Raw genomic sequence first — 13,535 nt, forward strand, 5'->3', positions numbered from 1 at the left:
AACGAGTAAGAATTAATTGTCTCGTTTTCTAGTTACCAGGCTCTGCCTGGTAATTAATACCCGGAGGCTCTGCCTCCAAGTTTGTGTCTCGTTTGCCTTGTTTTAATGGAGGCAGAGCCTCCTGAAAGGCGTTACCAGGCAGAGCCTGGGAACGAGTAAGAATTAATTGTCTCGTTTTCTAGTTACCAGGCTCTGCCTGGTAATTAATACCCGGAGGCTCTGCCTCCTTTATTTATGTCTCATTTGGCTTGTTTTAATGGAGGCAGAGCCTCCTGAAAGGCGTTACCAGGCAGAGCCTGGGAACGAGTAAAACGAGTAAAGGTAAATAAATCAACCTTGCAGAACTTCAATTAAAGCATTGCCCATCGCTCGACAGCCGACGAGTTTCATGCCTTCCGACATGATATCACCAGTGCGATAACCTCGATCCAAAACTTCGACAACTGCTTGCTCGATTTTATTAGCAGCTTCCGGCTGATTTAAGGCGTAGCGCAGCATCATTGCCGCACTCAAAACTTGGGCGATGGGATTGGCTTTATCTTGTCCCGCGATGTCCGGTGCGGAACCGTGCACGGGTTCAAAAACCCCCGGCCCGCTTGCTCCCAAACTAGCAGAAGGCAGCATCCCAATGCTACCAGTTAGCATCGCCGCCGCATCGGAAAGAATGTCGCCGAATAAATTGCCCGTGACAATTGTATCGAACTGTTTCGGCCAGCGAATTAACTGCATGGCTGCGTTGTCAACATAGAGGTGAGAAAGTTCGACATCAGGGTATTCTGAAGAAAGGGCAATAATACGATCGCGCCACAGTTGCGAAACATCCAAAACATTCGCTTTATCAACGGAACACAGCCTTTTGCCCCGCTTCCTGGCCGTCTCAAAAGCGACTCGCCCGATTCTGTCAATTTCTGACTCGGTGTAAGCCATCGTATTGACACCGCGTTTTTCGCCTGTTTCCGTCTCAAAAATACCTTTCGGTTTGCCGAAATAAATGCCGCCTGTGAGTTCGCGGATGACCATAATATCCACGCCTTCGACAACTTCCCGTTTCAAACTAGAAGCATCAACCAATTGCGGTAAAATAGTCGCAGGACGCAAATTTGCAAACAATCCCAATCCGGCGCGCAGTCCTAATAATCCAGTTTCCGGGCGCTGTTCGCGGGGCAAATTATCCCACTTGTAACCGCCAATGGCTGCTAACAATACTGCATCGCAGTTGCGGCATTTTTCCAGTGTTTCTTCGGGCAGCGGATTGCCTGTTGCATCAATAGCAGCGCCGCCCATTAAAGCTTCTTGAAATTCAAAGCCGATGTCCAATTGTTGACCGACAAGTTTCAGGACATCTACCGCCACAGCGATAATTTCAGGGCCGATGCCGTCTCCTGGTAAAAGAGTGATGCGGTAGTTTTGAGTCATATCGATTTTGGAGTTTTGATTTGAGATTTGAGATTGAGAGTTAATGGGAATTCTTTGGAAATGCAAGACATTCTCACAAGGTTATAATCATATCAGGATAAGCAACCTCAGAATTGATTATGACATTCCCCACTTACCCGCCTGCTCAAGCTGAACCGCCTTTAGACCCCCGGCAGAGTTTACCAACAATGTATGATTTACCTAGCGAAGACCCAAAGGAGCCCGGTTTGCCAGATACATTTCATTTAGATCAGCCGCAACTCTTGGAATTCACGTTTTTGCCGCCGGGATGGGATGCCGAACAAGTCTTTACAGCCAGTGACCTAAATTTGTATTACGATGCAACACAACCGCGCTGGCATAAACGCCCGGATTGGTTTGCTGCGGTGGGTGTGCCAAGGCTTTATCAAGGGCGCGATATGCGTTTGAGTTATGTAGTTTGGCAAGAACGGGTAAATCCGTTTGTGGTGGTGGAATTGCTATCGCCGGGCACTGAAGATGAAGATTTAGGGCGGACTGTTCAGCAAGCTGGGGAACCGCCGACTAAGTGGCAAGTTTATGAACAAATTTTGCGGATTCCTTACTATTTTGTGTTCAGTCGCTACACGGATGAATTGCGAGCTTTTCATCTTGTAGGAGGCCACTATGAACCTGCAGAATTAATTGATGGGCGGTTATTTATTCCTGAGTTGGAGTTGAGTTTAGGTTGGTGGCAAGGCACTTATAAGAGTATGAATCGGTTGTGGTTGCGATGGTTTACGGCCCAAGGAGGGTTGATTTTGAGTCCGGGTGAAAGGGCGACGGCGGCGGAACGGCAACTGATAGAAGCTCAACAGCAAGTTCTAGAATCTCAACAGCAACTGACAGAATCTCAACAGCAACTGACAGAATCTCAACAGCGAGAGGAAAGACTAGCGGCGCGGTTGCGGGAGTTAGGCATCGATCCTGAACAGTTGGCTTAATAGTTCTCGCACCCAGGCCTCGTGAAACCCGGTTTCAACTCCTCGAATCCGCGCAACATGAGTGAAATAAGATAAAAACAGTTCGATCGCACGCACGTACAAAAAAATCGGCAAGGAGTCGCACCAGTGGCAGAGGGCGAAGGCATACCAACACCAGCACAGATTGATTCTCGGGACTATTCTTGGGCCTTTTGGCCAGTCGTCCCCCTCTATCCCTACAGCAAGCGGCGCACCATCCGCAAGGAAATCGTCAAGGACACAATCTGGACTTTTGACCAGCTACAAGGCATTTTCTACGTAGTCGTCCCGATTCGGATGACAGTAATTAAACTAGAACCCGAAGGCCTTCTCGTCTACGCCCCCGTTGCACCGACTCCTGAGTGCATCCGCTTGGTAAAAGAGTTAGTAGCGGAGCACGGCGAGGTGAAGTACATCCTGCTGACAACGGTTTCGGGGATCGAGCACAAAGTTTTTGTCGGCCCTTTTGCGAGGTGTTTTCCCCAAGCGCAGGTATTTGTCGCCCCGCAGCAGTGGAGTTTCCCGGTGAATTTGCCGCTGAGTTGGCTGGGTTTGCCCGCAAAACGCACCTCTGTACTGCCCTTTGACAGCAGCAACACCCCCTTAGCCGATCAATTTGACTGGGCAATTCTCGGCCCCCTCGACCTCGGTTTGGGCAGATTTGCCGAAGTTGCGTTATTTCACAGGCGATCGCGCACGCTGATGTTAACAGATTCCATAGTTTCCATTCCCGAAAATCCGCCCGCGATCGTCCAACTCGACTCGTACCCGCTGCTGTTTCACGCCAAAGACAGCGCCTTGGACACGGTGGCAGACACCCACGAAAATCGGCGCAAAGGGTGGCAGAGAATCGCTTTATTTGCCATGTATTTTACGCCTAGCGTGCTGGAAGTGCCGCCGTGGTCGGAGGTATTTGCCAGCGCACGAGAAGCGCCAGAACGCTCTAGGAAAGCTTATTTCGGATTATATCCGTTCAAGTGGAAAAAACATTGGGAGCGATCGTTTGAGGCTTTGCGGGGAGGGGGGCGGTTGTTTGTGGCGCCGATTTTGCAGACTTTGATTCTCAACCGCGCCCCGAGGGAAACTCTCGATTGGGTGGATAAAGTGGCGAGTTGGGACTTTGAAAAAATTGTACCTTGTCACTTCGATAGTGCGATCGACTCCCGGCCGCGTGAATTTCGGCAAGCATTCTCGTTTCTGGAAAAACACTCGCCTGTTAATTCCTTACCCGAAGACGATTTTAAATTGCTCAGGCAGATTGATGCGGGTTTGAATAAAACCGGTTTGGTTCCGCCTGCGAAAGAGAAGGTTTAATCTTACATCTTGCACCATAGTTAAGAACAGGACAGTCTGCCCTAACTTGGGCCAGAAGTAAAACCCAGTCCAATTCAACAATAGCTATGGCTTCACTAACCAAGAAAGTTCGCAAATCACCCCTCCCTTGGGCAAAGATTCTCGTCGAAACTGTCCCCCCAATCGTTGAGCCAAAATGTGAGAGTGCTTTGTTCCCTGTTGTCCTTGTTCGGGTTTAAGTCCAGCGCCATTGTCTTGCACCTTGAGAACATATTGCCCCTGCTGATGTTCTCCCGTCACGACAATTCGAGTTGTTCCAAGAGCGTGTTTCCCCACGTTACATAAAGCTTCCTCTAACCACAAACAGAAATCCCGCTTTCTCTCCAAGGTGAGGTTAGTTTGCTCAATGGGGGCGAAATTCCGCACTTTGACTTGAATGGTCTGGAAATAGGGCAAATTGCGCTTCAAAGTAATGGCATAAACTTCATACAATAAATTATGCAGGGGGCGGTTGAGATCGATACAAGTGCCTTCCCCCAGACGGAGAGTTTGTTCGGAATTAGGGGGTTCTAGGCTGGTTAAAACGGCTGCTGAGTATTGCTCTGAATCCGCTTCATCGGTGAGACTACGCCCCACTGCCCGGATCTCTGCATTCAGGTCATGCAAGCGTTGGAACAATTGTTGAGATGGCATCTGTTCTTGCTGCATATCCCGCAGGAGGAGAGCTAAGGTTTGCAAAGGGCCATTGTGGATTTGCGTGAAGGCTTGTTCCATTGCCTGCTGACGAATCGCCTGTCGCTCGACAATTTGAGCATAGTATTGGAGACGCTCGGTATATAAGCCCTGGACGATATCTTGGACGCGGTTATAAAACAGAATCAGGAGAATTTGTATCCCCATGGTTGGGCCGAGGGAGATGAATAAATCTAAGCCTCGCGAAGTGTGAAGTTCTGACGGGTGCAGCAGCAAATAGGTGAGAATTGGGGCAGCGATCGCAATCCAAGCGATGAGAGTTGCAATAACCAATTGCTGGCGGCGACGCAGCGCGATCAGCATCACCAGTGTCAACACGAACAACGCTGGTGTTACGGGGGGCAGACTACCTACGAGGGTGGTGTCCGATGAGACGATCGCTTGTAGGGTATATAACCAACTGGGAACCACTACGAACAGTACCCCTGCTAATAAAGCCAGATTTATAACTTGTTGCAAGCTCTCTGGTTTTTTGTAGAGACGAATCAGTAAAAGCAGGCAGGCGATCGCCAACAACGGAGGTGTAATTAGATAAATGGTACGAGGGTGTGGTTGCAGTCGGTGCAGAAATGTAGCAATAGTTGCGCCAACCGTGGCCAAACTCAACATTGCCAGCACGACTCGGCGCTTTAAAATTAAAATATTGTATGGCTCATTAACCGTAGACATTGCTCGTTTAATCAATTAATCCAATTTTACGGGCACGAATTTGGGTTTGTGCCCGCATATTTTTACCCTCTTCCGGGTAGATTGAGAGTGCATCCTGAATCTTAGACCAATAGTGGCGAATCATCCGTTCGGACTTGTGCATAGTTTGGGCGATCGCTTTATCCTGAAGTCCCTCCTCAAAAGCGAGTCGCATTACCTCCAACCATTCGGGTTTCACTTCCAAGTCGGTTTGCAGGTCTTTGGTATGGGTTAACCCTTGCATAGCCCACTCCATCCGGGTCAGGAAGGTATCTATTGGCACGCTTTTGTCTGCGATCGTAAATCCTCCCTGATGATTGTCAATTTCCGGTATGATGCGAATCAATGCCTTGACGTTACTGCTTTGCACCATCAGGTTTAGCTGGGGATAATCCTGCATCAAGACCTTGAGCAACCCCAATCCCTGCTCAACATTGGCAGCCGTTCCTGATATCTCTGGAAGGGACAAATCCACAATCGCCAGGTCAGGCAAATGCTTTCTCACTTCGGTTAGAGCGTCCTGGACGGTTTGGCAAGAGCGGATTTGTGCCCTAGGAAAGCGATCGCCAACCAGACTAATCGTTCCATTGAGAAGCAGGCGATGGTCATCAACAATCAGAATCTCTACTTGCTGTTCTTGGGTGGAGTTATGGGACATTACCTATACCTGACGCAACAATTCGATCTTACGCCCGCGAGAGACGCTTACAGCCGCTAGCAATTAATCCTGGAAAGGCGAGGCCCTATCAGCTCATTACCGAAAAGTGCAATGCTGATGACCGAAAATACCAACTCAACTTGTCTGAAACTACCAATGCTTTTGCCTGCCTAGTTTTTCGATACTGGAATCATCAAAGAAAACACACATCGATTTCAGGAAATAAAACGATGAAAGCTTACACCACCTTAAGCAAAGGTAGCAACAATAGTGACGTTAAATACCTACAAGAACAACTCAATCTTTTCTACCACAGCTCTATTAGTGTTGATGGCTACTTCGGCGATATTACTGAAGAATACGTCAAGAAATTTCAAGCCGATTGCTGCCTAAAAGTTGATGGCATAGTTGGGTCACCAACTTGGAGTTACCTCGACGCCATTGTCCCTTATTCCCAGAAGCAGCACTCCACCTTGAGCCAAAGCTCTAGCAACAATCCTTCGGAAGTGAAATATCTACAGGCGCGGCTCAATCAAGCCAAAAGACAAGGGAAATCAGGGACAACGACGATTGCTGTAGATGGCAACTTTGGCAATACAACCGTGACGCGAGTGAAACAATTTCAATCCGATTTCCATTTAAGTGCTGATGGCATTGTTGGCAATAAGACCTGGACAATTCTAGAAGACGCGCTCTTAAAAAGCTAACACGGTTGACAAAGCAATTACTAATGCCTAGCCAGGGTAAAGTCTGATTAGACTTCACCGGACAAAATTCTTATGTTTTGTAAAATTAAATCAAGATGATGAAAAGACGAACATTTCTATCAGCAACAGGTTTGACAGGAGCTGCGCTACTTGGATCTCAGCTTCTGAATAAATCCGACACTCCGGCAATTGCACAAACATCGGGATATAAAAAGCCCAATATCCTTGTGATTGTCGTAGACCAACTACGCACTCCCCAATGGTTTCCAGCACAAGCCACTCTCGACAAATATCTACCCGCGATCGCAAAATTGCGGAAGAGTTCAGTCAACTTCACAAGATACTATACAGCAGCAACAGCCTGTACTGCGGCTCGTGGCACATTAGTGACAGGTTTATACTCCCACCAAACGTTTGTGATGGATACACATTTGAATGATGGTGAGGGTGGTAGGAATAGTGTACTCATTAAAGCGCCAGCGCCAAGCCTTAACCCTGGCTTCCCTACCTGGGGAAAACTGTTGCGAGAGAACTTTGGTTACAGTACATGGTGGTTTGGTAAATGGCATTTATCCACCGGAGATTCCCTGGAACCTTATGGATTTAGTGGCGGAACTTATCCTTCCCCCAATGGTAATCCCGGAGAAGGTTTAGAAGTAGACCCTTATATTGTCAAAGGCGGTACGCCTCCTCAAGGAATTAAATCCACCGAACAGTTTACCGAGTGGCTCAATTCCAACGAAGCCAGAAATACTCCTTGGTGTACGACCCTCAGCTTAATCAACCCCCATGACATTTCTTGGTACCCCCAAGGAACGAAGGACATACCCGCAGAAAGCAACCCGCCAAGTGTCTTCAAAGATAAAATTCCCAACTTTGAAAACCCCATCGGGTTAGCGAAAAAGCCCCGCTTGCAAGAAGCATTCCGCCGAGCAGCAAACTTAGGGGCTGGCTACTTACCGCCAAAATTCGGAGAACCCTGGCTGAAACTGTTGGATTCATACCTACTATTCCAACAATTTGTGGACGCTCAAATCGGGAAAGCACTTGATATTTTAGAAAAATCCCCATTTGCCCAAAATACGATCGTCGTATTTACCTCAGACCACGGCGAGTATGGCGGTTCTCACGGGTTGCGCGGTAAAAGTGGTGGTGTTTATGAAGAATCAATTAACGTTCCTCTTTACATCAAAGACCCAACTAAACAGTGGGTTTCCACCCCAGGAACAGAACGGACACAACTTTGCTCTAGCGTAGATATTGTTCCCTTGTTACTTACCCTCGCTAGTGGAGATAATAGATGGCGTACCCAACGGGCATTTTCACATTTAAAGACACGCTTGGATATTGCCCAAATCCTGCGCCAACCAAATGCGTCAGGTCGCCCTTACATTCTTCATACGACAGATGAACTGATCTTAGATTTGTTGGGCGCTTTGCTACTCGCCGGCGATGCTCCAAATCATGTGATTGGATATCGCACAGACAAAGCGAAACTAGGAGCTTATAACTTCTGGCGTTCTGGCACCATCGATATTCAAACCAAAGGTATGGAAGCAGAACTTTACAACTACAGTACAGCTAGAGGAAAGCAGGAATTAGATAACGTCAGGAACTCTCAACTTGGATTGTACTCTCAACTGGTGAGCCATCTCTTTAACGACGCTATTCCCAATGAGTTGCGTAAACCTCTACCTACACCCGAACTGCAAGCCGTGCAACAACAAGCCTTAAAAGACTATTTGTCCTTCGCCGACCAGACAACCCGGACAAAAAGCAGGCTGGATAAAACAGATGAACAACTCCTGGCGTTAAATGCTGCAATTGCTAATTTGTAGCTTCGCGCCACATAGAGCGAAAAATTTTGGGAAACCTGAAATCGGCGGTGCGGTATAAAAACCCCAAGCCTGATTCTGAAGCCACTGTTAAACCCCCATCAATTTTGGCTTTAAGCGCTGATGGAATTGTTAGGAATAATACCCAGTCAGTTCTAGAATAAGCACTCCGGAAAAGTTAATAAGGCTGACTTAGAAATTCCTAATTTAAGCCAGGTGAAGTCTGGTTAGACTTCACCTTTTTTTTTATGAAGCAGGGAAGGATGAAGACTAATGGATAAGATAACTCTTGTGTCCAGCCTAATTATGTTTGGTACAGCGGGATTAATTGCGTGCGTTGTCTATCATGGACTTTGTTGGTGGCGACGAATGCGTTGTTTGGAACAACAACTGCTAACACAGCAACAGTTAATAGAGCTGCTTGAGGCAGAAATTCACAATGGTGCCTTACAAAGGCTGGCGTTCTTGATCAGAGAGCTTCAGATTCATGAGTTGTCCCAACAAGAGTTACTCCAGCATTTACGCTCTGTTTATCAAGATGTTCAGGCTGCTCTTTCTGCTGACAAATCCCACTAATTTAAGATGGCTTTAACAGCCATTCTCTGGTGAATTGCGTAGATTGGCTCATAGACATTCGCTCCACTTTCTTAACCGGTCACGACTGGAGCTTCTCAAGCCACAGCCAACCTGATAGCAATCAAGGGTTTGGGCGATTAACCTGCAAAGGCAAGACCCTATCAAATTGATTACCGAAAAGTGCAATGCTGATGACCGAAAATACCAACTCAACTTGTCTGAAACTACCAATAATTGTTGTGGCCTAAGTTTTCCATACTGGAATCATCAATACATAAGTCATCTGTCACTAATGATTAATTGGGATGCGTAAAAAATGGCTAATGATAACAAGGGAACTCAAAACTTGCCTCAGGAAAAATTTTCCACAAAAACAGCACTTGTGGAAGATAGCAGATACAGCACTTCTGGATGTTATGAGGTACAGTAGCAGCAATTAGTAAACCAGTTTTTGAGAGGGTTGGGATTCATTAATTCAAGAGCCACAGCAATTATGGTGTCAACCATTTTAGTAATGGTGGGTGAAAACTGTTGCAACAAAGATTTAAGCTGAGACTACCATAATTCAACCGGATTAAAATCAGGAGAGTAGGGGGAAAAACACAAGATGGAAGCAGCCACCACGACAATCATAGGCTTAATAGAAGCTAGTTTATGAGCGGGTAAATTATCCATAAATACTACGGCTCCCGACCACAATGGTGGGATCAAACATTTCTCGATAAATACTTCAAATGTTGGGCGGCGCCATCGAGTTATCTATTGTCAGTAAGACCACTACTCTAAGAAATACTAATTGCACCAATTACTGTGACTTTTTCCCCTCAAAAAAAAGGTTTGACTACCTCGGCTCTAGTTCCACGTTCCGAACGTGCATCAGTTCGTCTTCAACTTAGCAAGACTCCAGTCTCATCTAGAAATACGCTTGCTTTTTGGCTCGATATCCTTGACTTTTTCCCAATACTCTAACTTTAACTTCATCACTCTTCTTGTCCCTGCTTGGCTACTCCTGAGAGTTTTTTTTTCGATTTAATCCCGACTTCTGTAACGCGCTACACATTGCTGTTTTACCCAACCAATTTCCTGTTCTGTGGGCAAATAGCTCACACAACTCTACGCTTGGTTGCATCGGGATGTGCAGTCACTATTTCTCGCGCTCTCTGTTTCGGCATTATTCACATGGCTATACCTCGGTTGGTCTGTGGGTTTGGGCTGTACATTTCCCTCTATTTTTTGTTGTTTGACAAGCTTTTGAACTAAGCTTTTACTCACAGCAAATATTGCTGCTGTTGTTCGGCTAGACAACTTTTGCTCGCTTATGTGCTGCTACTATTTTTTTTCGCAAATCTACTGAGTATACTTTCAGGGTAATATTATTTTTTAGTTGATTAAACTGTACCTCATAACATCCGGAAGTGCTGTACAAAGCCGCCCCTGCCAACTGAATTACTAAACAGTCATTAGTCTGAATAAAAAACAGCGAGCGATTAGAGATGCTAGACTTTAAATTTTTAACTACCAAAGTTATCAAAAAGTTAAAAAATTAGTAGACTATCTCAGATATAATAAACCTCAACCATTTTTTGACCCAAAGCATCCAGGATACAAGCCCCCAGATTCATCCGTCCAGAAATAAAAAACCTGTATCCGATGAAACTTGCCCCCCGAATTTATCCGTGGGGTCAAGGCTTCAATTCTTTAATCTAAAATCTAAAATCTAAAATCTAAAATCGATTGACCTCTTCTTATATCTGAGTTCTCTTTCTGTGCGCCCTCTGCGCCCTCTGCGGTTCATTAAAAAAAATCTTTCTCAAAAATGCTTGAGACTTGCGATATAACATTCTTAACACCCTTACTTCAATCTAAAATCTAAAATCTAAAATCTAAAATCCCATGACTCGCCACCTTCTCAAGGCTAATTGCAAAACCGTACACTTGGGCGGTTTCTCTCCGAATATCGAACCTGCTTTAAGGGTGGATTCGGGCGATCGCATCGATATCGAAACCTATTCAGGATATTATGTTGCTGACAAGGCCCCGCCGGAATTTCTCACCCCTGAATTTTTAGATATTTGTCAGAATTTGCCTCCCAACCGCAAAGTTGGCCCTGGGCCCCACTTGCTGACAGGCCCGATTTATGTTAACAATGCCGAACCGGGAGACGTTTTAGAAATTCACATTGAGGATGTTTACCCGAGTTTACCAGTAGGATTTAATGCAATTCGCGCCGGATGGGGAGCTTTACCGGAGTATTTCTCCGAACCTAAATTGCGGTTTATTCCGCTAGATTTAGAGCAAAAAATTGCTGAATTTCCCCCAGCTAGCGGCATTCGGATTCCCCTGCATCCTTTTTTTGGCATTATCGGCGTTGCCAATGCAGAAATTAACCGTTCTTCTATTCCTCCAGAGCGCTACGGCGGCAATATGGACAATCAGGAACTCCAACCAGGAACGCGGTTATTTTTACCTATTTTTCTGCGCGGCGGTTTACTGTCAATCGGCGACGGACATTCGGCACAAGGAGACGGTGAAGTTGACGGTACTGCCATTGAAACTTCGATGAACGGGACTATTCAAATCATCTTACGCAAGGATTTATTTCTGATATTTCCGTTTGCTGAAACGCCCACTCATATTGTGATTATGGGATTTGGTAGAACATTAGATGAAGCGTTTGAGATGGCGGTAAAACAGACGGTTTATTGGCTGCAAAAGTTTGCGGGTTTCAAAGAAGAAGATGCTTATGTTTTGTGTTCCCTCGCGGTAAATTTTCGGATTACGCAGGCTGTCAATAATCCTCAAAAAGGAGTTCACGGAATGATTCCCAAGTGTATTCTGCTCGATGTGAACATTATTGACCACCGAGTGTGAGGTAAAATGATAACACGCGATCGACCAAAAAATTAGGATCGCGATCGCACACAATAAACTAATTTGTCACTGCTGTGGTCGATCAGGATTACGATTCTGTTGACAATTAAGGTTAAAATGGGATAAGTTACAAAATCTACCTAAATCGAACTCAACATGAAAAATCAGACAGACGATGTTGCAAAAAAAGATTTAGTCGATCGAGCTTTTGGGAGTGCAGAAATACCCGATCCGACAGCGTGGGTGCACGAACATTATTTTCTGGCTAATTTCGCCCATACTCTGGCCCATATCCAAGAACATATGTCTGAAGACAGTTGCGAAATCGGCGAGAATGGTGAGTCGGGCGAGGGAATATTATCGATCGATGCCAAAATTAGAGATATGTTGAAAGCTACTTTTAGCGACGACGGCTGGCAGTATGTCGAAAGTTTATTGTGAGTTTGGTACAAGGCTTAAGTATTTGTACCTTCATAAGTTGAGCTCGTAAATGATACCACTTTCACAAAAGAATGCAACTGTAGCCGGGTGATCTAAACCCTTAGATCATTCGTTATCCCCAATTTTTTAATCTCAAATATCAAATCTCCAATAATATCAGTTTCCTCCCCCAACACAAACTCGCAACTCAGAGTAGCTGCGTGCATTTCCACCCCCATTTGAAGTAAATTTGACGTATTGTGATGTAGGATACTTTAGATGGGGGAGAAATTACTGTCGCTAAGAATTTCGATCGATCGCAAAAACGCCGCACTTTCTTCGGGCAAAGCAGTATTGATAAACATCCCGCTGCCCAACTCAAACCCAGCTTGCTTGGTGACTCTGGGAATAATTGCGATATACCAGTGAAAGTATTTTGTTGCCCGTTGGGCGATCGGCACCGATCGAATATTATAGTTGTAATCGGGATTGTTCAATCCGTAATAAAACTTAGCCAGTACAGTTTTCAAAGTATCAGCAAGATCCGTAATTTCCGCATCAGTAATTTCATCAAACGAAGAGGAATGGCGGCGCGGAAAAATCCAAGTGTGAAACGGTGAAAGTGCAGCGTAAGGGATAAAAGCCACAAAATGTTCACTCTCACAAATCACTCTTTCCTTCGCCGCTAATTCATCTTCCAAAGTCCGGCAAAACAGACATTCTCCCGTGTCGTCAAAATATCTAATAGCTTCGTCGATGCGGCTGCGAAATTGGCTGGGTACAACGGGCGTCGCTGCTATCTGCGAGTGGGGGTGTTCGAGAGAAGTTCCGGCAGTTTCCCCGTGATTTTTGAAGATAATAATTGTTTCAATGTGGGGATTTTTTCTAATTTCTACATAGCGCTGGCGGTATACTAAAAGTATGTTTTCAACTTCTTCAACACTCAACAAAGCTGTCGTCAAATCGTGTCGCGGATGTTCGACAATTACTTCGTGCACGCCGATTCCCGCCATCGTGCGGTGAATTCCCGATGATATCCTCATCCATTTTGCTGTCGGGGAGAGGGCGGGATATTTGTTGCAAATTGCCCTGACTTTCCACCCAGTGCGATCGCCCAAACGGCAAGTTTCTAAGGTTCCGTCTTCCTCATTTCCCACGCAAAACGGGCAATCGGCACGGTGCGGTGGCACTACTGATGCCCACTTTTTTTTGTTAGCGAATTGATCCGGTCTTGTCGCCCGTTCGGTGGCGATGATTACCCAATCTCTGGTAATTAGATTTTGTCTAAGTTCAGACATTTTCTTACCTTCAGTTTCCGGGTCAAATTGTCTCTTATTTT

12 protein-coding genes are annotated in these 13,535 nt (G+C 45.8%); 7 read left to right on the forward strand and 5 right to left on the reverse strand.

The window, feature by feature from the left end; genetic code table 11:
• Positions 1-330: 330 nt before the first annotated feature.
• Entirely contained in the window at positions 331-1,416 is a 1,086-nt protein-coding gene (leuB, locus tag QUA04_RS04075; protein ID WP_333043089.1) for a 3-isopropylmalate dehydrogenase, read from the reverse strand.
• Between the two features lie 119 nt (positions 1,417-1,535).
• Here leuB and QUA04_RS04080 point away from each other — a divergent pair, with 119 nt between their 5' ends.
• Both QUA04_RS04080 and QUA04_RS04085 read left to right on the forward strand, forming a co-directional pair.
• A complete protein-coding gene (locus QUA04_RS04080; RefSeq protein ID WP_333254011.1) occupies positions 1,536-2,378 on the forward strand; it encodes a Uma2 family endonuclease in 843 nt (280 codons plus the stop codon).
• A 126-nt stretch (positions 2,379-2,504) separates the two neighbouring features.
• On the forward strand, positions 2,505-3,710 hold the full coding sequence (locus QUA04_RS04085; RefSeq protein WP_333254013.1) for a DUF4336 domain-containing protein: 1,206 nt from the start codon (positions 2,505-2,507) through the stop codon (positions 3,708-3,710).
• Between the two features lie 84 nt (positions 3,711-3,794).
• On the opposite strand, the gene QUA04_RS04090 is transcribed toward QUA04_RS04085, so the two are convergent.
• Entirely contained in the window at positions 3,795-5,111 is a 1,317-nt protein-coding gene (locus tag QUA04_RS04090) for a hypothetical protein (RefSeq protein ID WP_333254016.1), read from the reverse strand.
• A 7-nt stretch (positions 5,112-5,118) separates the two neighbouring features.
• A complete protein-coding gene (locus tag QUA04_RS04095; protein ID WP_333254018.1) occupies positions 5,119-5,787 on the reverse strand; it encodes a response regulator transcription factor in 669 nt (222 codons plus the stop codon).
• Between the two features lie 230 nt (positions 5,788-6,017).
• Between QUA04_RS04095 and QUA04_RS04100 the strand changes: the two genes are divergently transcribed.
• The 3 genes from QUA04_RS04100 to QUA04_RS04110 all read left to right on the forward strand — a co-directional run bounded on the left by QUA04_RS04100 (position 6,018) and on the right by QUA04_RS04110 (position 8,905).
• On the forward strand, positions 6,018-6,494 hold the full coding sequence (locus QUA04_RS04100; RefSeq protein ID WP_333254020.1) for a peptidoglycan-binding protein: 477 nt from the start codon (positions 6,018-6,020) through the stop codon (positions 6,492-6,494).
• A 95-nt stretch (positions 6,495-6,589) separates the two neighbouring features.
• Entirely contained in the window at positions 6,590-8,332 is a 1,743-nt protein-coding gene (locus tag QUA04_RS04105) for a sulfatase-like hydrolase/transferase (RefSeq protein ID WP_333254022.1), read from the forward strand.
• Positions 8,333-8,620: 288 nt separating this feature from the next.
• Entirely contained in the window at positions 8,621-8,905 is a 285-nt protein-coding gene (locus tag QUA04_RS04110) for a hypothetical protein (RefSeq protein WP_333238358.1), read from the forward strand.
• Between the two features lie 555 nt (positions 8,906-9,460).
• Here QUA04_RS04110 and QUA04_RS29890 read toward each other — a convergent pair.
• Positions 9,461-9,664: a transposase gene (locus QUA04_RS29890; protein ID WP_445242287.1), complete on the reverse strand. Its 204-nt coding sequence runs from the start codon at positions 9,662-9,664 to the stop codon at positions 9,461-9,463.
• Between the two features lie 1,134 nt (positions 9,665-10,798).
• Here QUA04_RS29890 and QUA04_RS04115 point away from each other — a divergent pair.
• Positions 10,799-11,776, forward strand: coding sequence for an acetamidase/formamidase family protein (locus QUA04_RS04115; protein ID WP_333254024.1), 978 nt, complete (start codon positions 10,799-10,801; stop codon positions 11,774-11,776).
• A 156-nt stretch (positions 11,777-11,932) separates the two neighbouring features.
• Complete coding sequence (locus QUA04_RS04120) at positions 11,933-12,217, forward strand: hypothetical protein (protein ID WP_333254026.1); 285 nt, start codon at positions 11,933-11,935, stop codon at positions 12,215-12,217.
• 254 nt (positions 12,218-12,471) lie between these two features.
• On the opposite strand, the gene galT is transcribed toward QUA04_RS04120, so the two are convergent.
• Complete coding sequence (gene galT / locus QUA04_RS04125) at positions 12,472-13,494, reverse strand: galactose-1-phosphate uridylyltransferase (RefSeq protein ID WP_333254028.1); 1,023 nt, start codon at positions 13,492-13,494, stop codon at positions 12,472-12,474.
• Between the last annotated feature and the right edge of the window lie 41 nt (positions 13,495-13,535).

The organism is Microcoleus sp. S13_C5, from assembly GCF_036700845.1.
GTDB lineage: Bacteria > Cyanobacteriota > Cyanobacteriia > Cyanobacteriales > Microcoleaceae > Microcoleus.

Bases quoted from the DNA above. Each gene is read 5' to 3' on its own strand.
- leuB (WP_333043089.1), bottom strand. From the start codon at position 1,416: ATGACTCAAAACTACCGCATCACTCTTTTACCAGGAGACGGCATCGGC.
- QUA04_RS04080 (WP_333254011.1), top strand. From the start codon at position 1,536: ATGACATTCCCCACTTACCCGCCTGCTCAAGCTGAACCGCCTTTAGAC.
- QUA04_RS04090 (WP_333254016.1), bottom strand. From the start codon at position 5,111: ATGTCTACGGTTAATGAGCCATACAATATTTTAATTTTAAAGCGCCGA.
- QUA04_RS04095 (WP_333254018.1), bottom strand. From the start codon at position 5,787: ATGTCCCATAACTCCACCCAAGAACAGCAAGTAGAGATTCTGATTGTT.
- QUA04_RS04100 (WP_333254020.1), top strand. From the start codon at position 6,018: ATGAAAGCTTACACCACCTTAAGCAAAGGTAGCAACAATAGTGACGTT.
- QUA04_RS04105 (WP_333254022.1), top strand. From the start codon at position 6,590: ATGATGAAAAGACGAACATTTCTATCAGCAACAGGTTTGACAGGAGCT.
- QUA04_RS04115 (WP_333254024.1), top strand. From the start codon at position 10,799: ATGACTCGCCACCTTCTCAAGGCTAATTGCAAAACCGTACACTTGGGC.
- QUA04_RS04120 (WP_333254026.1), top strand. From the start codon at position 11,933: ATGAAAAATCAGACAGACGATGTTGCAAAAAAAGATTTAGTCGATCGA.
- galT (WP_333254028.1), bottom strand. From the start codon at position 13,494: ATGTCTGAACTTAGACAAAATCTAATTACCAGAGATTGGGTAATCATC.